Annotated in this window: 17 protein-coding genes and 1 pseudogene; 9 read left to right on the top strand and 9 right to left on the bottom strand. The window is 44.6% G+C overall.

Annotated features, from left to right (window positions below; translation table 11 throughout):
* The first annotated feature begins 217 nt into the window (after positions 1–217).
* Positions 218–463, top strand: coding sequence for an RNA recognition motif domain-containing protein (locus tag BVU_RS02765; RefSeq protein WP_005850829.1), 246 nt, complete (start codon positions 218–220; stop codon positions 461–463).
* A gap of 99 nt (positions 464–562) precedes the next feature.
* On the opposite strand, the gene BVU_RS02770 is transcribed toward BVU_RS02765, so the two are convergent.
* Positions 563–1,909, bottom strand: a complete 1,347-nt coding sequence (locus BVU_RS02770) for a threonine/serine ThrE exporter family protein (RefSeq protein ID WP_005845982.1) — start codon at positions 1,907–1,909, stop codon at positions 563–565.
* Positions 1,910–2,058: 149 nt separating this feature from the next.
* On the opposite strand from BVU_RS02770, the gene BVU_RS02775 reads away from it, so the two are divergent.
* Genes BVU_RS02775 through BVU_RS02800 form a run of 6 tightly spaced genes read left to right on the top strand, consistent with a single transcriptional unit; the run spans position 2,059 to position 7,086 of the window.
* Positions 2,059–2,700 (top strand): PASTA domain-containing protein, encoded by a 642-nt coding sequence (locus tag BVU_RS02775; protein WP_005845984.1) that lies wholly within the window; start codon positions 2,059–2,061, stop codon positions 2,698–2,700.
* Between the two features lie 18 nt (positions 2,701–2,718).
* Positions 2,719–3,792 (top strand): RluA family pseudouridine synthase, encoded by a 1,074-nt coding sequence (locus tag BVU_RS02780; protein ID WP_005850827.1) that lies wholly within the window; start codon positions 2,719–2,721, stop codon positions 3,790–3,792.
* Positions 3,789–4,763 carry a D-alanine--D-alanine ligase gene (locus tag BVU_RS02785; RefSeq protein WP_005845987.1) on the top strand — a complete coding sequence of 325 codons (975 nt, stop codon included), beginning with the start codon at positions 3,789–3,791 and terminating at the stop codon, positions 4,761–4,763. The genes BVU_RS02780 and BVU_RS02785 overlap by 4 nt, the downstream gene beginning before the upstream one ends.
* 28 nt (positions 4,764–4,791) lie before the next feature.
* On the top strand, positions 4,792–5,949 hold the full coding sequence (locus BVU_RS02790; protein ID WP_005845989.1) for a 1-acyl-sn-glycerol-3-phosphate acyltransferase: 1,158 nt from the start codon (positions 4,792–4,794) through the stop codon (positions 5,947–5,949).
* Between the two features lie 58 nt (positions 5,950–6,007).
* Positions 6,008–6,658, top strand: coding sequence for a NigD-like protein (locus BVU_RS02795; protein ID WP_005850825.1), 651 nt, complete (start codon positions 6,008–6,010; stop codon positions 6,656–6,658).
* 29 nt (positions 6,659–6,687) lie between these two features.
* Positions 6,688–7,086, top strand: a complete 399-nt coding sequence (locus tag BVU_RS02800) for a rhodanese-like domain-containing protein (protein WP_005845993.1) — start codon at positions 6,688–6,690, stop codon at positions 7,084–7,086.
* A gap of 388 nt (positions 7,087–7,474) precedes the next feature.
* Here the strand turns inward: BVU_RS02800 and BVU_RS02805 are convergent, their stop codons facing one another.
* From BVU_RS02805 to proB, 3 genes are read right to left on the bottom strand one after another with little or no spacing between them, the layout of a single operon-like run.
* Positions 7,475–8,440: an acetylornithine carbamoyltransferase gene (locus BVU_RS02805; RefSeq protein ID WP_011964796.1), complete on the bottom strand. Its 966-nt coding sequence runs from the start codon at positions 8,438–8,440 to the stop codon at positions 7,475–7,477.
* A 19-nt stretch (positions 8,441–8,459) separates the two neighbouring features.
* Complete coding sequence (locus BVU_RS02810) at positions 8,460–9,713, bottom strand: glutamate-5-semialdehyde dehydrogenase (RefSeq protein ID WP_011964797.1); 1,254 nt, start codon at positions 9,711–9,713, stop codon at positions 8,460–8,462.
* A 37-nt stretch (positions 9,714–9,750) separates the two neighbouring features.
* Positions 9,751–10,833, bottom strand: a complete 1,083-nt coding sequence (gene proB, locus BVU_RS02815; protein WP_005850817.1) for a glutamate 5-kinase — start codon at positions 10,831–10,833, stop codon at positions 9,751–9,753.
* 158 nt (positions 10,834–10,991) lie between these two features.
* Here proB and BVU_RS02820 point away from each other — a divergent pair, with 158 nt between their 5' ends.
* Both BVU_RS02820 and BVU_RS02825 read left to right on the top strand, forming a co-directional pair.
* On the top strand, positions 10,992–11,774 hold the full coding sequence (locus BVU_RS02820; protein WP_011964798.1) for a Cof-type HAD-IIB family hydrolase: 783 nt from the start codon (positions 10,992–10,994) through the stop codon (positions 11,772–11,774).
* A 203-nt stretch (positions 11,775–11,977) separates the two neighbouring features.
* Positions 11,978–14,170 carry a GH92 family glycosyl hydrolase gene (locus BVU_RS02825; RefSeq protein ID WP_011964799.1) on the top strand — a complete coding sequence of 731 codons (2,193 nt, stop codon included), beginning with the start codon at positions 11,978–11,980 and terminating at the stop codon, positions 14,168–14,170.
* A 122-nt stretch (positions 14,171–14,292) separates the two neighbouring features.
* Here BVU_RS02825 and BVU_RS02830 read toward each other — a convergent pair whose 3' ends face one another.
* From BVU_RS02830 to BVU_RS02850, 5 genes and pseudogenes are all read right to left on the bottom strand, one after another.
* Positions 14,293–16,650 (bottom strand): glycoside hydrolase family 3 N-terminal domain-containing protein, encoded by a 2,358-nt coding sequence (locus tag BVU_RS02830; protein WP_011964800.1) that lies wholly within the window; start codon positions 16,648–16,650, stop codon positions 14,293–14,295.
* 5 nt (positions 16,651–16,655) lie between these two features.
* Positions 16,656–18,047: pseudogene (locus BVU_RS02835) on the bottom strand (alpha-L-fucosidase).
* Positions 18,048–18,260: 213 nt separating this feature from the next.
* On the bottom strand, positions 18,261–18,737 hold the full coding sequence (locus BVU_RS21020) for a hypothetical protein (protein ID WP_237471095.1): 477 nt from the start codon (positions 18,735–18,737) through the stop codon (positions 18,261–18,263).
* 290 nt (positions 18,738–19,027) lie between these two features.
* Positions 19,028–20,968, bottom strand: coding sequence for a SusD/RagB family nutrient-binding outer membrane lipoprotein (locus BVU_RS02845; RefSeq protein ID WP_011964802.1), 1,941 nt, complete (start codon positions 20,966–20,968; stop codon positions 19,028–19,030).
* A 21-nt stretch (positions 20,969–20,989) separates the two neighbouring features.
* Positions 20,990–24,370, bottom strand: coding sequence for a SusC/RagA family TonB-linked outer membrane protein (locus BVU_RS02850; RefSeq protein WP_011964803.1), 3,381 nt, complete (start codon positions 24,368–24,370; stop codon positions 20,990–20,992).
* Positions 24,371–24,474: the final 104 nt, after the last annotated feature.

Consider the following 24,474-nt stretch of genomic DNA (forward strand, 5'->3'; position numbering starts at 1 on the left):
TTATAATAATAAATGATATATAATATGGAATAAAAGCAGAGATATAGTGCATTATCCAAATGAAAGAGTTTACTTTGTCCAACAAACAATTAGAGATTTATTCTAGTTTTATTCTCATCATGTATCTTCTCAGTTATCCACATTGAGTATATTCATTCCTGATTTAGAGCTTCTTGAAATTTCGTTGTTAGATTATTAATTTTTTATATTGACAGTTATGAATATGTATGTTGGAAACCTTAGCTACAACGTTAAGGAAGTAGATTTGAGAGAAGTTATGGAAGAGTATGGAACAGTAGGCTCAGTCAAGTTAATCATTGACCGTGATACAAGAAGATCAAAAGGTTTCGCCTTTGTCGAAATGCCGGAAACTTCAGAAGCTTCAAACGCTATCAAACAGTTGAACGGCGTAGAATATGCCGGCCGTCCAATGGTAGTAAAAGAAGCCTTACCCAGAAATTAATAGAGTAAACTTGATAGACAAAGAAAAAGGATTTTCCTGCATGGAAAATCCTTTTTCTTTGTCTATCAAGTTTTAATGAATACTGCTTACATACACCAGCTACCACTCTATAAATTTACCACGAGCTCTGCGTTCCGCCAACATCTGTGTAAGAAAACGCTGGCGGTCCTTGGCTATGTAACGCCGGGCAAAAATATTAGGAACAGCTACCCCCAAGGCTATACAGAAAATGATAAGCGCCGAGTTAATACCATTGGAAAAAGCAAGCGTCACTTCTCCTACCACTCCACGCATATTGATAAGCGCCAGCAACGAACGATACATCAAGACACCGGGAACCATCGGAATGACAGAAGGAATAGTCAGCACATGATTAGGAACATGAAACCAATGAACGGCTTTGACAGCTATCAAACTCACAACAAAGCTTCCCATAAACGAACCGATCACCGGACCATATCCTAATTCAAAGTTTACAAAGTTACGGGTACATACTGCAATTATTCCACCTACAGCCACCACCCACAACAAACGTCTCTGCACATTAAATATAGTGGCGAATCCCATAGCCGCAATAGCAGCCGCAACAGCATATACCCAATAAGCATCGTGCGGCACCATGCTCAGTTCACTGAACTTCTGGTCGATAGTCACATCACTCATCACCAACAGCCTCAAGGCAAAAGCGATACCAAACGCCATGCCTCCTACCATCATTACCGTGTTGGCTGCACGCGTAATACCTACCAACAAGTGATTGTCAATCATATCGTCCACAAAATTTATCAGCGGCACACCGGGAACGATATATAAGGTACAGGCCAGCAACGGATGATACGGAGTGGAAGATAAACCTGAAAAAGAAAACGCATAAGCCAGACAAGTACATAAAAATGCAGAGATCGCAATACTCATATATACATTGATACCGAACTCAATGCAACGGGCACGGGTACGGAACCCCACAAAAGTACAAATAGCCGTAATCAGAAAAGCAATCCAGTCACCACCAAACAGCTTACAGAACCCTCCACAGGCAAACCCGGTACAGATTGCCACGACATAGGGGGTATAATTACGCTCCTGACGAGCAATCTTCTCCAGTTCTTCCTCGTATTTATCCAATGAATAATCCTGCTCAATGGCACGCCACGAAAGTTTACTGATTTTTGAAATGGCTTCCATATTGATGCCATGTTTCTCGCATTTCTGAAACTTGGAAAAAGAGTGCTTCTCGTCACTCACATTGACCATCAGCATCGTCCACCGGATATCAATATGCAGTTTCTCTTCCGGAATGCCCAGATAAGCGGCCACGCGCTTCATGTTTCTTTCAATCCGGTTAGTGTCTGCCGCACTCTCCATCAGCAGCTTGCCGGTACGTAATAAAAGGTCTAGTTTACGGCGCAATAGCAGCACCTCTTGTTCATTTGTTGTCTCGTTCATCTTCTTTTTACCTCAATTTTGTTTACTCTGACAGGAAACAGGTTGTTTTTTCGGGGTGCAAAGGTACAAAAAGTATATGATATTCATAACTAAATGTAGGAACAGAAATGAAATTGTCGTATCTTTGACCCGAAATAATTAAGTTAGATATGGTAACATTCAAAGAATTCTTTTCATTCAAGAATAACCGCTTCTTCTGGCTCAATCTGATAGCGATGGTAGTGGTCATTGTGGCAGCAGCCTGGGGAACCCTTCAATGGCTGGACAGCTATACACGCCACGGCGAAGCAGTGGTAGTGCCCGATGTAAAAGGAATGAATCTGCGGATCGCAGAAAATGAACTCGACAAGCAGTCACTAAAATCAATCGTCATAGACTCCAGCTATGTAAAAGGAATAGCCCCCGGTGCTATTCTGGAACAGAATCCCGCCGGTGGCTCCAAGGTGAAGTCGGGCAGAACCGTCTATCTGACCGTCAATGCAGACAGCGCCCCCAAGGTAGCCATTCCCGATGTCATGGATAATAGTTCTCTCCGCCAGGCCGAAGCCAAATTACGTGCATTAGGTTTTAAAATAACCGAACCCGAATATATCAGCGGCGAAAAAGACTGGGTATACAGCATAAAATACCGAGGACGCGACTTGAAAGCCGGAGAAAAGGTTCCTCACGAAGCCGTACTGACACTCACGGTAGGCAACGGCAATGAAACCATGCCCGAAGATTCTGCATTGGTAAATGAATCCGGAACTGCGAACGATGACAAACCGGTGGTAGACGAATCCTGGTTTTAAACTTAACACACAGTGATGATGAAAGAAGAATATGTGGATGAACTGGACGACACACTGGATGATGTGGAACCGGTAGTGGACAACCCTGCCGAACTGTATGAACATTTCCGTGTAGTAGTAGACAAAGGACAGTCACAGGTGCGCGTGGACAAATATTTGTTCGAACGGCTTGTCAACTCTTCGCGCAACCGTATTCAGAAGGCTGCCGACGCCGGTCTTATCATGGCGAACGGCAAACCGGTGAAAAGCAGTTATAAAGTAAAGCCTTGCGACGTGCTGACGGTGATGATGGACCGTCCACGTTATGATAATGATATCATTCCCGAAGATATTCCATTGGATATAGTCTATGAGGACAACGATTTGATGGTAGTCAACAAACCGGCCGGACTGGTAGTGCATCCGGGATGCGGAAACTACCACGGCACGCTGGTCAACGCCATAGCATGGCATCTGAAAGACAATCCCAAATACGACCCTAACGATCCGCAAGTGGGATTAGTCCACCGTATAGACAAAGATACCTCAGGCCTGCTCGTGGTAGCCAAGACCCCCGATGCCAAGACTCATTTGGGACTTCAGTTCTACAACAAGACCACCAAACGTAAATACAATGCTCTGGTATGGGGTGTCGTAGAAAATAACGAAGGAACCATAGAAGGGAATATAGGGCGAAACCCCAAAGACCGCATGCAAATGGCCGTACTGAGTGACCCCGCCCAAGGAAAGCACGCCGTCACCCACTATCGGGTACTGGAACGTCTGGGCTATGTCACGCTGGTAGAGTGTGTACTTGAAACGGGACGCACCCACCAGATACGTGTCCACATGAAGCACATCGGACACACGCTGTTCAACGATGAGCGTTATGGCGGAAACGAAATTTTAAAAGGAACTCATTTTAGTAAATACAAACAATTCGTAAACAACTGTTTCGAGACCTGCCCCCGCCAGGCATTACACGCCATGACGCTGGGCTTTGTCCATCCCCGTACAGGCGAAGAGATGTTCTTCACCTCTCCGCTGCCCGAGGATATGACAAACCTGATAGACAAGTGGAGAAACTATATCAGTAACAGAGAAGAACTATGAAACGTACTATTGCCATAGTAGCCGGAGGAGATTCCAGCGAACTTGTCGTTTCCTTGCGCAGTGCACAGGGACTTTACTCTTTCATTGACAAAGAGCGTTATAACCTATATATAGTAGAGATGGAAGGGCATCGGTGGGAAGTAGTCCTTCCGGACGGCTCCAAAACCCCGATAGACCGTAATGACTTCAGTTTCATGGAGAACGGCGAAAAGAAACAATTCGACTTCGCCTACATCACCATCCACGGAACTCCGGGGGAAAACGGTATCCTGCAAGGTTACTTCGACCTGTTAGGAATCCCCTACTCCAGTTGTAACGTACTGGTATCGGCCATGACTTTCAATAAATTCACCTGCAACCAATACCTGAAAGGCTTCGGTATCCGCGTAGCCGAATCACTGATCCTGCGTAAAGGATTTGAAATTACAGACGAAGAAGTAATCAACAAAATCGGTCTGCCTTGTTTCATCAAGCCCAACGCCGGCGGTTCCAGCTTCGGTGTCACCAAAGTAAAGACTAAGGAAGATATACAACCCGCCATCGAAAAAGCTTTCGAGGAAAGTGACGAAGTAATGATTGAAGCCTTTATGAAAGGAACGGAAATCACCTGCGGCTGTTACAAGACCTCGGACAAGGAAGTGGTATTCCCCATCACCGAGGTGGTAAGTGCCAACGAATTCTTTGACTATGGAGCCAAATACAACGGCGAGTCACAGGAAATCACACCTGCCCGCCTGCCCGAAGATACAGCCGAGCGTGTACGTCTGCTCACCTCGGCCATTTATGACATTCTGGGGTGCTCCGGCCTTATCCGCATTGACTATATCATTACCGAAGGCGAAAAAGTAAACTTGCTCGAAATCAATACCACTCCGGGCATGACAGCTACCAGCTTCATTCCCCAACAGGTGCGTGCAGCAGGATTGGATATAAAAGATGTGATGACTGACATTATAGAAAATAAATTTTAGTGATATCACTGACTAACCTTTATAAATTATGAACATACCAGCTGAATTTAACGAGATTCGTCCGTACACTCCCGAAGAGTTGCCGCAAATCTATGAAGAATTAATCGCTGATCCCGCTTTCCGGACAGTGGTAGAGTCTGTTATGCCGGGCGTACCTTTCGAAGGTCTTGCCATGAAGATGCGTCAATGCAAAACAAACCTGGAATTCCAAAAAGCGTTCTTTTACGGACTATTATGGGATTTAGTGAAAAAAACAGCCAACGGACTGACATTCGACTGTTCCGCCTTGTCCGACTTAACCCGGAACTACACTTTCATCTCCAATCATCGTGATATTATTCTGGACTCGGCTTTTCTATCTATCCTACTGATAGACAACGGAATGACAACCGTAGAGATCGCCATCGGCGACAACCTGCTCATCTACCCATGGATTCATAAGCTGGTACGTGTCAATAAATCATTCATCGTGAAACGCGGCCTCAACATGCGGCAGAAACTGGAAGCATCTGCCTTGATGTCGCGCTACATGCATTTCGCCATGAAGGAAAAACATGAGAATTTATGGATAGCGCAACGTCAGGGACGTGCCAAAGATTCCAATGACCGTACCCAGGACAGTGTATTGAAAATGATGGCCATGGCAGGTGAAGGCGATGTTACCGAAAGACTGAAAGAACTGAACATCGTTCCGCTAGCCATTTCTTACGAATACGACCCGTGTGACTTCCTGAAAGCAAAAGAGTTGCAGCAAAAACGCGACGACGAACATTTCCAGAAAAGTCCCGAAGACGACCTGATCAATATGCAGACCGGCCTTTACGGATACAAGGGACGCATCCATTTCCAGACTTCCGCCTGTCTGAATCATGAACTGGACGAACTGAAAGAACTCAATTTGCCGAAATGTGATTTGTTTACCGCCATATCGGAAACCATAGACCGGCATATACACAGCAGTTACCGCCTGTTTGCAGGTAATTATGTGGCGTGTGACCTCTTGATGGGAGACAACCGTTTCACGGCCGAGTACACAGAAGAAGAAAAAGAGCACTTTGAAAAATATCTGGAACAGCAGATTGCCAAAGTCGATCTTCCCAACAAAGACACCGCCTTCCTGCGTCATGCTTTGCTGACTATGTATGCCAATCCGCTCATCAATTACCTGAAAGCGGCAAAAGGATAAGAACGTTTACCGTAAAGGGTGGATGTTACAGTCCACCCTGAAAAAGAAAATAATAAACATGAGGAAAGTCGTTATTTTATCTTTTCTAACCTCTTTGCTTCTCGGCGCGTGCGGTGAAGACGACTATGTATATCCTAATGTTCTGACAGATATGATCGACTTGAAAACCGACCATACAGGAACCGGACGGTATCTGATAACGGATGAAGGGACAGAGTGGCGCATCCAGTCACGTACCGGTCTTGACGGACTGGCACCAGACACCACGTACCGCACGGTTACCATGTACGCTCCATTGACAGACTCGGAAGAAGCAGAAAAAGAAGCCATGCTTTACAATACCCAACTGGTTATTTCTCCTGTTCCCTTGTCCGAATCTAAATTCAAGGAGATAAAGACAGACCCGGTAGCCATTCAAAGCATTTGGCGGGGTGGGAATTACCTGAACCTGATTTTACAAGTCAAAGTCAAAGACCAGAAACACGGTTATCACTTTATTGAGAACAAACTGGAGAACAAAGACGGAGAACAAACATTATACTTGACACTCTATCATGACAGGAATAATGACATCGAAGGTTTCAACCGTAAAGTCTATCTGTCTGTTCCCTTGTGGGCATACGCAGGCAAACTGCATAAAGGCGATAAGATTGTATTCAACATCCGTACTTACAAAGAAGGTATGACCAGTCGTATCTTTTATTTTTAGCAAACAAAAACATCAAAACATTCCATTTTATGATAAAGACTATCTATTTTGTATTCTTCATCTGCGCATTCTCATTAGGATTATGGGCATGTACCGGCAAAGACAGTGACAAATTCAAGAATCTATCCTCCGACCAGTTTGAGGAAATGATACAGGACAAGACCATCCAACTGGTTGATGTACGCACGGTAGCCGAATATTCCGAAGGCCATATACCGGGCAGCATCAATATCAATGTATTGGACAATGAGTTTGGCACAAACATCGAGGAGCTTCTTCAAAAAGACCGCCCTGTAGCCGTTTACTGCAAAAGTGGAAGACGCAGCCGCAATGCCGCCAACATTCTGGTAAAAAAAGGATTCAAGGTGTATAATCTGGATAAGGGTATCCTGGACTGGAAGGAATTAGGGAAGGAAATAAGTTTTTAACCGTTTTTTCCTTCAAATCCTTCATTATGGCTTAGCAAGTTGATTTACTGCCACTTATTATGAAGGATTTTTTTTCAATCCTTCATAAATTCTTCATCTCTGTAAGTTTGTCCCAGACTCCCCCCGCCCGGTCTTCTATTTCCGAATCGAGACCTTTTCCTCTTGAATGGCAATCTTGCCACGCGCTATCTTATATAGTCAAGCCAAGGATACACACAGTTTTTCGTCCGATAGAAATCGTTGCGCTGCCCTTTTCTGTTTACCGTTTCACCTTAGTGATGAAGTTTTATCACTAAGGTGATCAATTTTCATCACTAAGGTGATACGGTTTCATCACTAAGGTGAAACGATAAATTGAAAAGGAAGAATACGTCATTCCGACCGTCGGTTATTCCAACCCTTCCAGCATTCTTTTTAAAACAACTGTAGCAGAAATTTCCCGGTTAGCCGCTTCAGGAATAACCAACGAAGTAGGCGCTTCAATCACCTCATCGGTCACAATCATGTTTCTTCTCACCGGCAGACAATGCATAAAGAAAGCATCGTTTGTCACTGCCATGTGCGCCGCATCTACCGTCCAGTTCATATCCTTGCTCAGGACCTTTCCATAGTCGGCAGGACGGGTGACACCGGGACATGCCCAGTTCTTGGCATAGATAAAGTCAGCCCCTTCAAAGGCTTTCATCTGGTTGTATTCCACCTTCGCGCCACGGACAAACTTCGGGTCCAGCTCATAGCCTTCGGGATGAGTGATGACAAAATCCACATCGGCCTCGTTCATCCAGTCGGCAAACGAGTTGGGAACGGCCTGAGGCAATGCACGCGGATGCGGCGCCCAAGTCAAGACCACCTTGGGACGGTCTTTCTTCTTATACTCCTCGATGGTAATCAGGTCGGCGAAAGCCTGCAACGGATGGCCGGTAGCGGCTTCCATGGAGAATACAGGCTTGCCGGAATACTTGATGAACTGATTCAGAATCTTTTCGGTATAATCATCCTCGCGGTTCTCAAAATGAGCGAACGAACGCACACCGATGATATCACAATAAGAAGCCATCACCGGAATAGCCTCCAGTAAATGTTCACTCTTGTCGCCATCCATAATGACACCGCGCTCGGTCTCCAGCTTCCATGCACCTTGATTCACATCGAGCACAATCACATCCATGCCCAAGTTACGGGCTGCCTTCTGGGTACTCAAACGGGTACGCAGACTGTTGTTGAAGAAAATCAGCAGGCAAGTCTTATGCTTTCCCAGGGTTTCATATTTGTAGCGGTCTTTCTTGATTTCGAAAGCTTCGGCAAGGGCACTCTTCAAGTCGCCCAAATCGTGTACGTTTGTAAAGTATCTCATAATTTTTTCATTTATAGTATTATTGTCTTATTTGTCCATCCCCCTGAATAATCCACTTGTATGTGTTCAGTTCCTCCAGTCCCATCGGACCACGGGCGTGAAGCTTCTGCGTGCTGATACCTATTTCCGCTCCCAGTCCGAACTCACCTCCATCGGTGAACGAAGTAGGCACATTCACATAGACACAAGCCGCATCCACCATCTTCATAAAATAATCGGCCGCCCGGTCATTCTCCGTCACAATACATTCACTATGTCCCGAACCATAGATAGAAATGTGGGCCACAGCCGCCTGTATGGTCATAGTCGCCGTCACTGCCATTTTGTAGTCCAGAAACTCTGTTCCGAAAGTATCCGTAGAAGCATGTTTCAGCAAGTGGGAAGGGTAAGAAGTCTTCAGATAATTGTAACACAAGTCATCGGCATAGATTTCCACGTTGTCCTGCTGCAAGCCGCTACAAAGAGTGGAAAGGTCGGTCAGCCGGTTCACATCTATAATCAGACAGTCCAAGGCATTGCACACGCTGACACGGCGTGTCTTGGCGTTGCGGATAATGGCGGCTCCTTTCGCCACATCACCCTCCTTGTCAAAATAAACGTGACACACACCGGCTCCTGTCTCGATAACGGGAATCGTGGCGTTCTGCCGCACATAGTCTATCAGCCCCTTACCGCCCCGGGGGATAATCAGATCCACATAGCCGCGGGCATGGAGCAGCGCGTCGGCCGAATCATGTCCTGCCGGCAACAATGCCACCAGATAAGGAGACAAGTGGGCTACATCCAGCAAGGTATTCCGGATAATCTCCACCAGGATACGGTTGGAGAAATCGGCATCGCTCCCCCCCTTTAATATACAGGCGTTGCCGGATTTGAAACAAAGTGCAAACACATCCAAAGTCACATTAGGACGAGCTTCATAAATAATGCCTATCACCCCGAAAGGCACACTTACCTTGGTCAGCTTCATGCCATTGGGACGCACGGCCTCACTCAGTATTCTCCCCGACGGAGAAGGCAGCGTGGCTACCTGCCGTATGCCTTGGGCTATGGCGTGAATGCGTTCCGCTGTCAGTTTGAGACGGTCATATTTGGGATTCGACGGATCCATCGCCGCCAAATCCTTGGCGTTCTCTTCCAGAATCCGGTCCGTAGCAGCCTCCACCCTGTCGGCCAATGCATACAAGGTGTCATTGATGATCTCCTCCTTGCAGAAAGCAAGAGATCCTTTTGCCTGCCGCACCTGTTTAAAAATATCTTTTATCTGTTCCATAGTCACTTCATTTTATCTAAATCATTACCACACCGCATCAGTCCAAATACAAATAATCATAGTGTACCATAGGTTTCTGTCCATGTTTCCCCTGCAATGCACGCGCTTCTGCCGAATCAAATCCGATGCGTCCCACTCCTATCTGCCTGCCCCGGTGGTCTATGATTTTCACTATATCATCTTTTTCAAATTCCCCTTCTATGCGGACCACTCCCACAGGAAGCAGGCTTACCGCCTTCTGTCCTTTCAACACTTTCACGGCCTGTTCGTTCAAATGCAACTCGCCTTTGGCAAAGCCTTCGCTATGGGCAATCCACTTTTTCACGCTGGATACTCCGCCTTCTGCCGGAATAAAGCGTGTACAAACCGTCTCTGCCGGATGTTGCAGCAAATCGACCAGGATATGGTCTTTCTTGCCATTGGCTATAATGACGGTAATGCCCTCATCGGCCACCTTACGGGCAATGGTAGTCTTTGTCAGCATACCGCCCCGGCCGAATCCCGATTTCTCCGTCTGTATATAGTCCGAAAGATCCTTTCCCTGCTCCACCTCGCGTATCACCTGCGTACCGGGGGTAGAAGGAGAGCCATTGTATATGCCGTCAATATTGCTCAGTATGATTAATGCCTGCATATCCATCATGGAAGCGATCATTCCCGAAAGCTCGTCATTGTCTGTAAACATCAGTTCGGTGACCGAAATGGTATCATTCTCATTTACGATAGGTATGACACCGTTCTCCAGCATCACCATCATGCAGTTGCGCTGGTTCAGGTAATGACGGCGCGTGCCGAAACTTTCTTTCGTAGTCAGCACCTGCCCGACGGGAATACCGTGTTCGCGAAACAGCTCATAGTACCGGTTGATCAGTTTTGCCTGGCCCACCGCCGAGAAAAGCTGCCTTTGCTCCACGCTATCCAATTTCTTGGAAGGCTTGATCTCGCTGCGTCCCGAAGCTACCGCCCCGGATGAAATCAGAATGACTTCCACCCCGGCTTTGCGCAATTCCGCCACCTGGTCTACCAATGCCGACATACGCGTCACATCCAGCGTACCGTCTTTACGCGCCAACACATTACTACCGATCTTTACTGCTATTCTTGTAAACTGAACTGCCATTTCTCTTGTTATTTTAGAAACACAAATATAGATATTAAAATCAATCTGTAAAGTCAAATAAGCCAAAAATTAACCTTTATCGTATTTGTGTGCATGTATTTTAATTCTCATCTTTGCAAAATGAAAATATATAACGATAATATTCAATAGGCAAACGTATGGTTAAAGCTATTTTTTTCGATATTGACGGTACACTGGTTTCTTTTGAAACACATAAGATTCCTGCTTCGACCCAAGAAGCATTAAAGGCACTCCGTGATAAAGGCATTAAAATATTTATTGCTACCGGACGCCCACAATGTTTAATAAACAACCTGGGTGACTTAGAGTTTGACGGGTATATCACCGTAAACGGAAGCTATTGTTTTACCGCCGGCCACCAGCCCATTTATAAAGGTTGCATCCCGCAAGAAGACATTGAACGGCTAATAACTTTTCAACAGAAATATCCGGTACCTTTCGTTTTTGCATACGGCAATGAAATGTTCGTCACTGAAGTGAATGACAGAGTACAGGCTGTTTCCGATCTGATTGAAATTCCTGTTCCCCCTGTCGCCTCCATAGAAGAAGCCCGTGGAAAAGACATCCTGCAAATAATGGGGTACTTTACGGACGAAGAGGAAAAAGAAACAGATATATTCGGCAAAGTGCTGACCCATTGCGAACCGATGCGCTGGTATCCATTGTTTGCCGACATCATTGCACGGGGCAACAGTAAAAGTACGGGAATAGACAAAGTGCTGGCATATTTTGACATTGACCTGAAAGACACCATGGCTTTCGGTGACGGCGGCAATGATATTCCCATGCTGAAACACGTAGCCACAGGGATAGCTATGGGAAACGCCGAACCTCATGTCAAAGCTGTGGCCGACTATGTGACCACCTCCGTAGATGAAGACGGAATAGCCAATGCGTTGAAACATTTCGGATTAATCTAAAGAAGGTTCGATAAAAGGAAAATGAATGCAGAGAGTATCCTCATGAGAGATCCCAAACTAAGGTTTTTCATGTCGTTTATTAATTTAAGAGATGCAAAGATATTCATTTACTTCTTATTAATTCGTTTCTTGTTTTGATTTCTTGACCCATTTTTCCAGAAAACTCTTTATCTTTACGCAAAATATTTATTAATTGCGAATCTATGAAGAAAACCAATTCTATCCTTTGCGCATTTGTATTGGCAGGCTCGCTCTTCGGCTGTTCCACAACACAGCAGAAGACAGGCGAAACTGACTACACGCAGTATGTTAACACGTTCATCGGAGCAGCAGACAACGGACATACCTTTCCCGGTGCCTGCCGTCCTTTCGGCATGATCCAGACAAGCCCCGTAACCGGAGCTGTCGGCTGGAGATATTGTTCGGAATATGTGTACACCGACTCCCTGATATGGGGATTTACCCAGACACACCTTAATGGAACAGGGTGTATGGACCTGGGAGACATCCTGGTGATGCCGGTTACCGGAACACGCGCCCGTGCCTGGGACGCTTATCGCAGCCACTTCCCCAAAGACAAGGAAGCAGCGACTCCCGGATACTACACCGTAGAGCTGGCCGACCCCGGCGTGAAGGCCGAACTGACCGCCTCTCCCCATGCCGCCCTGCACCGTTATACCTATCATAACGCCGACTCGGCATCTGTATTGATTGACCTTCAGCACGGACCTGCGTGGAACGAAAACCAATACCATTCGCAAGTACAAAGTTGCGAAACCAATTGGGAAGATGCACAAACCTTGACCGGACATGTACGCAACAGCGTATGGGTGAACCAAGATTACTTTTTTGTTATGAAGTTCAATCGTCCCGTCATAGATACCCTGTATCTGCCCATGGCCGAAACTGAAAAAGGGAAACGCATCATCGCTACTTTTGACATGAAGCCGGGAGAGGAACTGCTGATGAAAGTAGCCATGTCCACCACCGGCGTGGATGGAGCCAAGAAGAATATGGAAGCGGAAATAGCCGACTGGAATTTTGAAGGAGTGAAGCAAGCAGCCCACAACGAATGGAACAATTATCTGAGCCGCATTGAAGTAACCGGTACGGATGACGAGAAGACCAACTTCTATACCAGCTTCTACCATGCCCTGATACAGCCCAACCAAATCTCGGACGTAGACGGATGGTACCGTAATGCAGCCGATTCCATCGTTAAAGCCGGTAACGGAGCTTTTTATTCCACTTTCTCTTTATGGGACACTTATCGTGCCGCCCATCCGTTTTACACCTTAATGGTTCCTGAAAAAGTAGACGGATTCGTCAATTCATTGGTAGAACAGGCTGAAGTACAGGGCTTCCTGCCTATCTGGGGACTTTGGGGAAAAGAAAATTATTGCATGGTGGGCAACCATGGAGTATCCGTAGTAGCCGAAGCCTATCGCAAAGGTTTCCGCGGTTTTGACGCCGAACGAGCTTTCAATGCTATTAAAAAGACCCAGACAACATCTCACAAGTTGAAATCCGACTGGGAAACTTATATGAAATATGGCTATCTGCCCACCGACTTGATTCAGACAGAATCCGTATCTTCCACATTGGAGTCGGTTTATGACGACTATGCCGCCGCCGACATGGCCAAACGAATGGGCAAAGAAGAAGACGCAGCTTATTTTGCCAAACGTGCCGACTTCTATAAGAATCTGTTTGATACGAAAACCCAGTTCATGCGTCCGCGAAAAGCAGACGGAACTTGGAAATCTCCGTTCAATCCCAGTCAGGTAGGACACTCGGAAAGCGTGGGAGGTGACTATACCGAAGGAAACGCATGGCAGTACACTTGGCACGTACAACACGATGTACCGGGATTGATCGGGTTATTTGGCGGGGAACAACCATTCCTGACCAAACTGGATTCATTATTCACCCTGAAACTGGAAACCACCCAAGCGGATGTGACCGGTCTGATCGGTCAATATGCACATGGCAATGAACCAAGCCATCACATTACCTATTTATATACGCTGGCAGGCCGTCCCGAACGTACCCAGGAACTGATCCGCGAAATCTTTAATACTCAATATCGCCCCGAACCCGATGGACTGTGCGGCAATGATGATTGCGGACAGATGTCAGCATGGTATATGTTCTCGGCTATGGGATTCTATCCGGTGGATCCGGTAAGCGGCAATTATGTATTCGGTGCTCCGCAGATGCCAGAATTCGTATTGCACCTGGCAGACGGAAAGACTTTCACCATTATTGCCGAAGGATTATCAAAGGAACACAAGTATATTGACAGCATCACCCTGAATGGAGAACCTTATGCAAAGAATTATATTTCTCATGAAGATATCCTGAAAGGAGGAACGCTGATTTATAAGATGAAATAAGATACCTTTTCATATAGATGACGCAGATGACACGGATTTACCTTTAGTTTATCCTTGTTATCTGCGTCATTCGCATGAAAATACATCACAAAGCATCCGGATGGGTTCATCCGATTCTATCTCTATAACACAAACTCTCCTTCCAGCCGGATATCATTGGAAGCCGCACCTACCATCACTTTAAACTCTCCCGGCTCCACCACATAATTCATCTCCGAATCATAGATGCCCAAATCATCTTTCTTCAAATGGAAAATCACTTGCCGGCTCTCTCCTTTCTTCAAGAAAATACGCTGAAAGGCCTTCAGCAACAAAGGAGGTTGTGAAACAGAAGCCACCTTGTCGCCAATATAAAGTTGCACCACTTCCTCGCCATCACGATTACCCGTATTGGTCACCGTACAAGCAACTGTCTGCAAAGTTTCCATCTCCGTGCCTTTTTGGAGTTCCAAACCACTATAAGTGAACCGGGTGTAACTCAAACCATACCCAAAAGCATAAAGCGGTGTACCTTTGCTTTCCACATAATCGCGCTGCGTACCTTGTGAATAGAAAACAGGCAATTGTCCTTCACTGCGCGGAACAGACACCGGCAGACGTCCCGCCGGACTGTAATCGCCAAACAAAATGTCGGCAATTCCCATTCCTCCCTGTTCACCTGGATACCAAGCAGTCAGCAAAGCCTGTGCTTTCTCCGCCGCCAGATTCATATTCATGGTACGCCCCTGAATATACACAACCACCAAAGGCTTTCCCGTAGACGCCACGGCACTAATCAGCTTCTCCTGATCACCCAGCAAACGTAAAGAACTACGGTCGAACCCTTCTCCGCAATCCATATCGGGCAATGTCTTTGCATCTTCGGAAACGGTAGCAGCACCGGTACTGATGTATTTCGTCTTAAAATCACGGGCACTGGAACCGCCCACTACCAGCACTACCGCATCTGCTTTCTGTGCGGCTGCCACAGCAGCGGGAATATCAGTAGCAGTCGTATCGCGCACCGCACATCCCTTTACATAAGTTACCCGAGTGCTTTCCGATACAGCTGCACGTATGCCGTCCAGCACAGTAGCCACCTCTTCACGAACTTGGGGAGCGGTATAATCGCCCAACTGGTTGTACATTTCATCCGCATTAGGGCCGATGACCGCCAAATGTCCGATATGCTTGCTCAATGGCAACACTCCCTCATTCTTCAACAGCACTACCCCTTCACGAGCTACTTGCCGTGCCAGTTCCTTGTGTTCTTTAGAGTGAACCAGCTTCTTTGCCAATTCGGGCGACACATACGGATTCTCGAACAAGCCCATCTGAAACTTCAAACGAAGTACATTACCGACCGCCCTGTCCAGATCGGCCATGGTAATCAAGCCTTCTTCGTATGCCTTCTTCAAATTTTTTCCAAAAGCATTTCCACCCAAATCCATATCCAGACCGGCTTTCAGTGCTTTCACTGCCGCCTCCTTGTTGTCCTTGGCGGCACGCATACCCACAATACCTTCTATACTGATCAAGTCCGAATAGACAAACCCTTTGAATCCCCATTGATTGCGCAACACATCAGTCAGCAATTCCTTGTTGGCAGTGCAAGGCACTCCGTCTATCGCATTGTAAGAAGTCATAAGGGTACCTGCTCCCTCCTTCACCGCTTTCCTGAAAGGAGGCAAGTATTCAGAAAGCAACTGGCGCATACCACAATTGGCACGAGATCCGTTATGTCCGGATTCGGGTACACCGTATGCCGCAAAATGCTTCAATGTGGCATACAGATGCTTCCCGTCATTCTGCACTTTACCTTGCATTCCCTTCATCATAGCCACTCCCATGATGGTAGTCAGCACTGGGTCTTCCCCAAAGGTTTCCTCCATGCGTGACCAACGCGGCTCGCGAGCAACATCCAGCACCGGACCATAACCAATGTTCGCCCCTTGCAAACGGGCTTCCAGGGCAATAGCTTCCCCCATTTTCAACATCAGCCCCTCGTTCCAGGTACTGGCAGCCGACAAAGCTGTGGGAAATACGGTAGTTCCGATAGCCATGTGTCCATGTGGGCACTCCTCGGCAAACAAAACCGGAATACCCAGCCTCGTTTCTTCCACAGCATATTTTTGAAGTGCATTCAATGCTTTTGCCGACAACTCAGGACTTAGTCCGGTTTCCAATGTCTTTTGTGTCCACGGATCCGCGCGAAGTACAGCCCAAAATGAGCCTACAGGTGCCTCTGCCATCTTCTTTTTATACAATTCGGATACCGTCACTTCATTCTTTCCCGTTTTGGTGTACATTTCCCAACCCAACGGACAACATAACTGCCCCACCTTCTCTTCAATGGTCATCCGCCCCAACAAGTCCTTCACTCTATATTCTATAGGAACAGCTGCCTGTTTATAGAGCCATTGCTGTGCCATAACCCGTCCGGTGCATAACATACCGGACAGGAGAAGCACTCCCGACAATAACTTCTTCCTTCTTACCATAATCATTATTTCTTTAAAACAAACGATAACGCTATCGGTTCATTCTCTATTCCCTTAGGCAAGGTAACCTCCACTTTATCGCCTTTCAAAACATATTTCACACGCTTATTCCCCTTCAACAACTTCATGTTCCCTTTGGGCAAATTGCCCTTCCATTCAATGACCTCCGGCAACTTCTCGCCTTCGGGCAACGCATAAATAGCATATAAGGTCTTTCCATCCTTATCAGCAGTAAACCATACATTACCATCCCGATACACCGGAGTTATACGGGTATTATAAATAGCTTTTCCATTGAAACGCAGCCACTTTCCTACTTCATGCAGACGTTTTGTCACTTCTTCCTCAATAACTCCATCCGCTGTAGGTCCTACTCCCAACAATAAGCATCCACCTTTAGCCGTAATCTCGCTTAAGATATTAATCACCTTTTGAGGTGACTTAAACGGTGCATTGGGAACCCATCCCCAGTCATTGCTCAGCGTGATGCAACTTTCCCACGGATAGTCCAGCTGTGTTTCAGGAATGCCGCGTTCTGGGGTCTGATAGTTCTCATTCTTGCCACGAATGCTACGGTCTACCGAAATCAAACCGGGATGTTGTTTGCGAGCCTTCTCTAAAATGCCATCCAGATTGATATCATCACCAGTTACCCAACCTCCGTCCAACCACAAAATATCAAAACTGCCATAACGAGTCATCAACTCATCCAGTTGGTTTTGTGTGAAGGTCTGATAATTCTTCCACCAATCCGGATGGTTCTCTTTTTTGTAGTTAATACGACGGTTGGCAGTAGCAAAATAAGGATTCCAGAACCATTCACAATGCCAGTCTGGCTTGGAAAAATAACATCCCATCATAAAACCCTTCTTGCGGCAACCATCTCACCCATGAAACGCCACATCCTTACGCGGGTTATTTTTGAACGGACCATTAGCTATAGAAAAATCAGTGTATTTAGAATCGAAAGTGCAAAAACCATCGTGATGCTTAGTTGTGAAAATCATGTATTTAATACCTGCATCCTGCATCACTTCCGCCCACTGTTCCGGATTAAAATTCACAGGATTCAATGAATCTTTCAAGCCCCAATACCATTTTTTATATTCATCATAAGGCAAATTTCCCTTACGGCTTATCCAATCCACATCTTCCGAACAAATGGACCATGACTCTACAATGCCCGGCACAGAGTACAAGCCCCAGTGAAACAACACTCCAAATTTTTGATCTTGCCATTTAGCCAGTTTATCCAATACTTGTTGATCAGTAGGCCACACATAATCCGTAGCCTTGGATTGTTGGTGCACAAATCCCTGCACCTGTTCCTGAGCACTCAAGCTCATTGAGAAAGTGACCAAAGCCACACATCCTAGTAGTTTCTTCAGGTTTTTCATAAATAATTTGTTCAAATACAATATTTTATAAAATAAATCATTTTGCTACCCCGGCAGGTTTCAACAATACAAACATGTAATAATGGATACTAAATCCGCTTTAAAATTAAAACAAAAGATTAACTAAACAATATTCATTTTAGCTTTATTCAAATAATTCACCAACTTACAAACCGGTGATTTACAGAAAAGATACATTCTCCTATCACAATTTCATTGTTCCAATTCCATACAATAATCTAAAATGGAAAATACATCCAGAATGTCTTTCATATCTATTTTATGGTCTTTGGCAAATTTTCTGATCTCGTCTTTATGCCCAATAAATATCTTTTCCAAATGTTTCAAAGATTTCACTTTTTCCAATTTCCCTTCTACCTTTATATAATACGTATTATCATTTTTCCGGCGATATACTTCCGTACTTCCTATCTTCTGACGTTCATAAGGGGTATACATCTCAGTTCCATTCAATCCCAGATCACTCATCTGCAAGTTCTTAACACTTCCTTGTGTCACTGTTCCCAGTGCTCCTTTGGAACCTATATTCACATCTTTCAACAACCAGTCAATGTAAACAACTCCCTCTTTCCTACATACGACTTCATAAAATCCTCTGCCCACCGGAACAAATTTACGTTTTCCTATTATGACCGTATCAACTTGAGCAGGATTTGTCATCTCCATCATTTCCTCTCCCTGTCGAAAAAGCATTGTTTTGTTTGAAGCATCATAGTTAAGTGAAACGACAGAAACAGAATGATTACGAAATTTAATCTGGGCCTGAACAAAATCATTAAAGAGAAATATCCGTTTAAACTGCTGCGCAGAAACAGACAAAGAAAAAAAATATAAGATGAAAAAAGTTAGAAACGCTTTCATTGGAGTTTACCTTAATTAATATAAGAAATAAAGGGGGAGACAGAGAGAAATCTCTCTGTCTCCCCTTTATTCAAAAAAACAGTGAAGATCCGCCCATGTTACCGACCTGCGCCCCATACCGGAGCATTCCTGTCAGCCCACAAACGTTCTGTAGCAAGCACAGAATTATACATACCAGAAGATGTAATAGTCAACCCTTGTTCTGCATAAGCCGCCTTCTTTATATCACCAGCAATATCATCATCAGTAACTGCTCCTGTCGGGAAACGACGCGGTATGCTGGTTGCCGGCACTTCTGCATAGTCTATACGCGGCAAGATAGTTGAATGATAGCTCGGATATCCGGAGCGACGAGCTGTAATATACACTTCATTAGGATACAATGTAAAATGAAGCATTTCCTGCAGATAGATTTTCTCCAGTTTCTCAGCTGCCGTACCGGTGAAAGCATATTTTTCACTACTCATCATAGCCTCAATTTCTCCATCTTTCAAGTCAATGGCTCCTTCATTGGGATCATAACCAAAACAACCTTGCACATTACTATAATAAGCCACTTGATTATCTTTTGCCAATGCGTCATACGATTGAACAGAAAGAGCAAGAGCCTTGTCATAATACGTCTTGGCCTGTGCTTCCTGATTGTTCAGCATAGCAAACTCAGCCAGATAAAGATTAACTTCCGCCGCACTCATATGCATACCATACCAAGGACGATCAGTAGTAGTGAATGTATAGGTATCATCCGGCAAAGTAGCTCCCGAAACCTGATCGGCAGCATTGTAATAACGACCAATAATCATCATCTGATTTAAAGTGGAATAAACGGTATAACTAGTCGGATTATTTCCTTCACTATTATGCAAGTACAATTCCTTGTCAGCATTTGTATAGGATGAAGGGAAGAACCATTTATACTTACCTGTATTATCATTACTTGCCATCCATGCTTCGGTCATGCCATAATAGCGCACCCACGGTTCACCCGGACCACCCCATTTTACAAACTTCTTTTTACCGTCAGCACCTACTTCCGAAACAACATTCTTCTCTATAAATTCCGGTATTTCCAGACCTGCATCATAATATCCCTGTACAATCTTGGAATTCCATGAATTCTTTTTATAAAAGAAACGAACACGCGGATCCCGATTCTCTACCATAAAGTTAATAACAGTCTCACGACCGGCACATCCGGTAAAGCCATTACTCCAATGATAAATACAATCGTTTACATACCCTTCATTACCGGTCAAACGTACTTTACCTTTATTAAATCTTACATCTTCATCCAAAGCATCGATATAACCACAAGAAGCACTTGCCACATCAGCTGCAATTTGCTTGGCCTTACTTTCATTCTGTGCCAATAAGCGAACAGCAATACGCAATTTCAAGGAATTAGCAAACTTGGCCCATTTAGCAGTATTACCACCATAGACAACATCCTCTTCCGATTTCATAACCACCTCACCCGAAGTAAAAGAAGCAATTGCAGTATTCAGTTCATTCAGCCATAAGTCATAAAGGCTTTCCACACTATCAAAATTTGGAGTAAGTGTTCCACCATATGCCGCTTGGCAAGCCTCAACATAAGGAATGGAACCATACATGTCTGTCGCATAGATTCCCAGATAAATGCTCAAGACATGAGCCGCAGCCACATATCCCTGATTCTGAGCACGCATGTCTTCATCCAATGACTCCATTTCTTTATCCATAGCACGAAGTACACGCAATACATTCAGATATTGTCTGCTTTGGTCACCGTCAATGCTCAAAGTCAAAATACCTTCAGAGGCACCACCAGTAGAAATTCCCATACCAGACCAAGAATATTTCATTGGGGCATTATAAAAATACTCCAAATAGGCTTGAGGATCGAATCGATTAACGGCTTCAGCAAACAAGAAAGAAACATTTCCTGTTGTTACCGCAGACGGATCCTGATTGATTTCCGAGAAATCATCACGGCATCCAGTAGTCATCAAAGCAGACCCGAAAGCAAGAGCTGCCAAAAGTAATTTATATGATTTCATATTGATCTATTTTTCTAATTATTAGAATGTTGCATTAATAGTAAATGTATAACTTGCCGTATATGGACTTACCGAACGAATCATGAACTGCCCGGCCTGAGTACCACGCAGGGATTCAGGATTGAAATTGTTCGGCAAAGAATTCAACAAATAACCCAAGTTACGTCCGGTCAGTGTCAGGTTAATACCCGATGCTCCTATTTTATCGGCAATTTTACCTGGCATACGGTAACTCAAAGAAACTTCACGCAATGCAATGTAATTCAATTCATGGAACCAATCATTATTTTTCCATACAGCAGCACGTCCCCATGAGTTGTTCCAGTAGTTCCACGAAGAAGCATGTTGAGGGTCAACAATACCACGATTTACCAAATCAGCATAAAGTTCCCCCCCCTCAGCTATGGTATATGTACCGGACGGAGTATTGATAGTCTGTCCACCAGGCATGATAGCTTCCGGAATAATACCGTCATCGTATGTCAGGCCATCCCAAATGGAAGTATAAGTAATACCTCCGTTTTCAGCGTCCACACCATTCATTGAACTCTTCAGATAACCGTATGCTGTACCATAGTGAGAACCATAAATAGCCACCATACCACCAAAACGCATATCCATTGACGCACGCAATGTCCAATTCTTATATCTCAAAGAAGAATTTACAGAACCCAGAAAGTCCGGTTGGATAGAACCTACAGTTTCCACTTTTCCTGAACGCGTATAATATACAGAATGACGGCTATTGTAAGAAGCCAGTTCCAAAATAGGCAGACCGGTTTTGGGGTCGTAATTTGGAGTAGCATCAGATTTCAGCAAACCATATTCGCCACCCACTTCGGCCACAGAGGCGATACGATAATTACCATAAGCCGCGTCACCAACCAAAGTGATATAATTAGCTACGTTCTCATGCAGTTCCACTATTTTCGAAGTATTCTTGGTATAAGTAAAATTCAAATCCCAAGTCCAGTCCTTCGTTTCAATCGGAGTCGTATTGATTGCCAATTCAATACCTTGGTTCTGAATGTTACCAGCATTGATCAACTGATTGGATAGCCCCGATTCTGATGGAACCTTAATAGTCATGATCTGGTCTTTAGTATTTTCTTTATAATAAGTAAAGTCCACACCAATACGATTTCTCAAGAAACGCCAGTCAAGACCTATTTCCCAAGCATTCTTACGTTCCGGCTTCAAATTAGCGGCGTAATAAGTGTCCGGTACTTGCAAACCATAAGAATTATCAATACCATACAAGCTATAAGCTGTATTGATCTTATACGCATCCGTATCATTACCAACCTGAGCCCAAGAACCGCGAATCTTAGCAAACGAGATCCATTCCGGCATCTTTCCACGGAAAGTTTCATGGATCAACCAAGAAGCTGATACAGAAGGGTAGAAATAAGAATAGTTACCATGCTTATCAGCATACACCAATGAAGACGACCAGTCGTTACGTCCGGTCACATCAAGGAACACTTGGTCCTTCCAACTCATCGCCACCTGACCGGCCAATGACAAGATAGTCTTTTCACCCGAAATATTTCCGGAAGTTCCTACAGGATTCTTTGAGTTGCCGATAAAGAACTGACCGGGGATAACCAAACCACCATTGGTGTTGAGTTGCAATTCCTGTTGGAAATTATGATAATATTCTCCACGAATGAAACCACTGATATTAAAATCCTTCACCTCTTTATTCCATGAGAAACTGGCATTCAAGTTTGTCTGTTCCTTTGTGTACTGACCTAACTTATAATATCCTCCCTCATTGGCATAGCCACTACCCAATTCTTTAGATTCATTGCGTTTGTAATAGTAGTTATAATTTCCTTCGGCTGTAAATTTCAACCAACTGTTCAAATCTGCAGTCAATTTAAGGCTTGGACGTACAGAAGTTTCCTTTTGAATGTATTCATTTTCATACACACTCCACCAGACCTCTTTACCTGGAGCATTTCCGTATTCATCATTATAAGCATTATCCGCCAATCCGCCATGTGCACCTTTGTAACGGGTTCTCCAATAACGAGTGTCATACATACGGCTAAAAGTACCATCTATAAATTTTTCACCAAAATTGGTTTCTCCACCCTGTCTCGGAGTAGAATTAGCAAAAGAAATAGCAGCTTCAATTTCCACATCCTTTGATATCTTATGACTAGCCTTACCTAAGAAAGAAATACGTTCAAATGAATTGTTCGGCGTATTACCATCAGCATACTTATAAGATAAAGAGGTATAGAAGGAAGAGGTATCATTGGCACCTTGAACCGAAACGTTCGTATTGGAATTGAAACCATTATCATATGCATCAACAAAATTATCCTCATAAGGAGAATAGTTCACTGTAGTATAATCATAAAATTCAATAGGCTTACCATCAAATCTCGGTCCCCAGGAAACACCACCTCCCCATGCGACAGAACGGTCGCCATTACCATTCAGATAAAACGAATTAGTGTCCTGCATATTACCGGACGACTTATAATCTGCATAACCTGACATGTAACCATCACCACGATGGTTCTGAAAATCAGGACCTCCATATACATGGTCTATACCGAATGTTTGAGAAAAGCTAACACCAAAACCTTTTTTTCCCTTACCACTTTTAGTTGTGATCACAACAGCACCATTTAAACCACGGGAACCATAAAGAGCTGTTGCCGCAGCCCCTTTCAGAACCGATACCGATTCAAAATCATCCGGATTTAGGTTCTTCAATTCATTACCCCAGTCGGTATCATTAGCAGCCCAGTCGGCATCACCATTTTTAATTGCATTGTCTAAAATGACGCCATCCACTACATAAATCGGCTGGTTGTTACTTCCCAATGTAGAAGCACCACGAATCAAGATCTTGGAAGACCCGAAAAGTCCCCCATCACCTGCCGAGATTTCAACACCGGCTACTTTACCTTGCAAAGCAGAAACTGGATTTACCACATTAGAATTCAGCTCATCGCTCTTAATTTCGGTTACAGCATACCCCAAAGCCTTAGTAGCACGTTTCATACCCAAAGCGGTCACCACCACTTCCTGCAAGGTTTGTGTGTCATCTTGTAATGTTACATTCATGGGTTGTCCATCCCAAGGAATCTCTACTGTTTGATAACCGACAAAAGAAATCTGAATGATATCCCCCTTTTTCACATTGGACAAAGAAAAGTCACCATCAATACCTGTTATAGTACCATTAGTCGTACCTTTCACTACTACAGATGCACCAATGACAGTTTCACCCGTAGCATCCTTGACAATTCCTGTACATGTACCACTTTGTTGTGTGATTTTCACATCGGTAACGCCGGGATTGGCGACCGCGTATGCTGCTCCGGTAGAGGCACCCATTAGGAACAGCAACATACTGACTGATTTTAGTCGTTTTAACATAGCTGTGATTTTTTTTAAGTTTATTGAAAATCAAGTAATTCCGTTTCCTTAGTTCCTTCAGAACTACTCTTGCAGCTATTGTGTTGATATTCAATGTAGTTGAA

Origin of the sequence: Phocaeicola vulgatus ATCC 8482, assembly GCF_000012825.1 — a bacterium.
In the GTDB taxonomy this organism is placed as follows: domain Bacteria; phylum Bacteroidota; class Bacteroidia; order Bacteroidales; family Bacteroidaceae; genus Phocaeicola; species Phocaeicola vulgatus.

What these genes read in the sequence shown, in the direction of transcription:
- BVU_RS02775 (WP_005845984.1), top strand. Translation starts at nt 2,059, where the DNA reads ATGGTAACATTCAAAGAATTCTTTTCATTCAAGAATAACCGCTTCTTC.
- BVU_RS02850 (WP_011964803.1), bottom strand. Translation starts at nt 24,370, where the DNA reads ATGTTAAAACGACTAAAATCAGTCAGTATGTTGCTGTTCCTAATGGGT.
- BVU_RS02825 (WP_011964799.1), top strand. Translation starts at nt 11,978, where the DNA reads ATGAAGAAAACCAATTCTATCCTTTGCGCATTTGTATTGGCAGGCTCG.
- BVU_RS02790 (WP_005845989.1), top strand. Translation starts at nt 4,792, where the DNA reads ATGAACATACCAGCTGAATTTAACGAGATTCGTCCGTACACTCCCGAA.
- BVU_RS02770 (WP_005845982.1), bottom strand. Translation starts at nt 1,909, where the DNA reads ATGAACGAGACAACAAATGAACAAGAGGTGCTGCTATTGCGCCGTAAA.
- BVU_RS02845 (WP_011964802.1), bottom strand. Translation starts at nt 20,968, where the DNA reads ATGAAATCATATAAATTACTTTTGGCAGCTCTTGCTTTCGGGTCTGCT.
- BVU_RS02805 (WP_011964796.1), bottom strand. Translation starts at nt 8,440, where the DNA reads ATGAGATACTTTACAAACGTACACGATTTGGGCGACTTGAAGAGTGCC.
- BVU_RS02820 (WP_011964798.1), top strand. Translation starts at nt 10,992, where the DNA reads ATGGTTAAAGCTATTTTTTTCGATATTGACGGTACACTGGTTTCTTTT.
- proB (WP_005850817.1), bottom strand. Translation starts at nt 10,833, where the DNA reads ATGGCAGTTCAGTTTACAAGAATAGCAGTAAAGATCGGTAGTAATGTG.
- BVU_RS02810 (WP_011964797.1), bottom strand. Translation starts at nt 9,713, where the DNA reads ATGGAACAGATAAAAGATATTTTTAAACAGGTGCGGCAGGCAAAAGGA.
- BVU_RS02830 (WP_011964800.1), bottom strand. Translation starts at nt 16,650, where the DNA reads ATGGTAAGAAGGAAGAAGTTATTGTCGGGAGTGCTTCTCCTGTCCGGT.
- BVU_RS02780 (WP_005850827.1), top strand. Translation starts at nt 2,719, where the DNA reads ATGAAAGAAGAATATGTGGATGAACTGGACGACACACTGGATGATGTG.
- BVU_RS02765 (WP_005850829.1), top strand. Translation starts at nt 218, where the DNA reads ATGAATATGTATGTTGGAAACCTTAGCTACAACGTTAAGGAAGTAGAT.
- BVU_RS21020 (WP_237471095.1), bottom strand. Translation starts at nt 18,737, where the DNA reads ATGATGGAGATGACAAATCCTGCTCAAGTTGATACGGTCATAATAGGA.
- BVU_RS02800 (WP_005845993.1), top strand. Translation starts at nt 6,688, where the DNA reads ATGATAAAGACTATCTATTTTGTATTCTTCATCTGCGCATTCTCATTA.
- BVU_RS02795 (WP_005850825.1), top strand. Translation starts at nt 6,008, where the DNA reads ATGAGGAAAGTCGTTATTTTATCTTTTCTAACCTCTTTGCTTCTCGGC.
- BVU_RS02785 (WP_005845987.1), top strand. Translation starts at nt 3,789, where the DNA reads ATGAAACGTACTATTGCCATAGTAGCCGGAGGAGATTCCAGCGAACTT.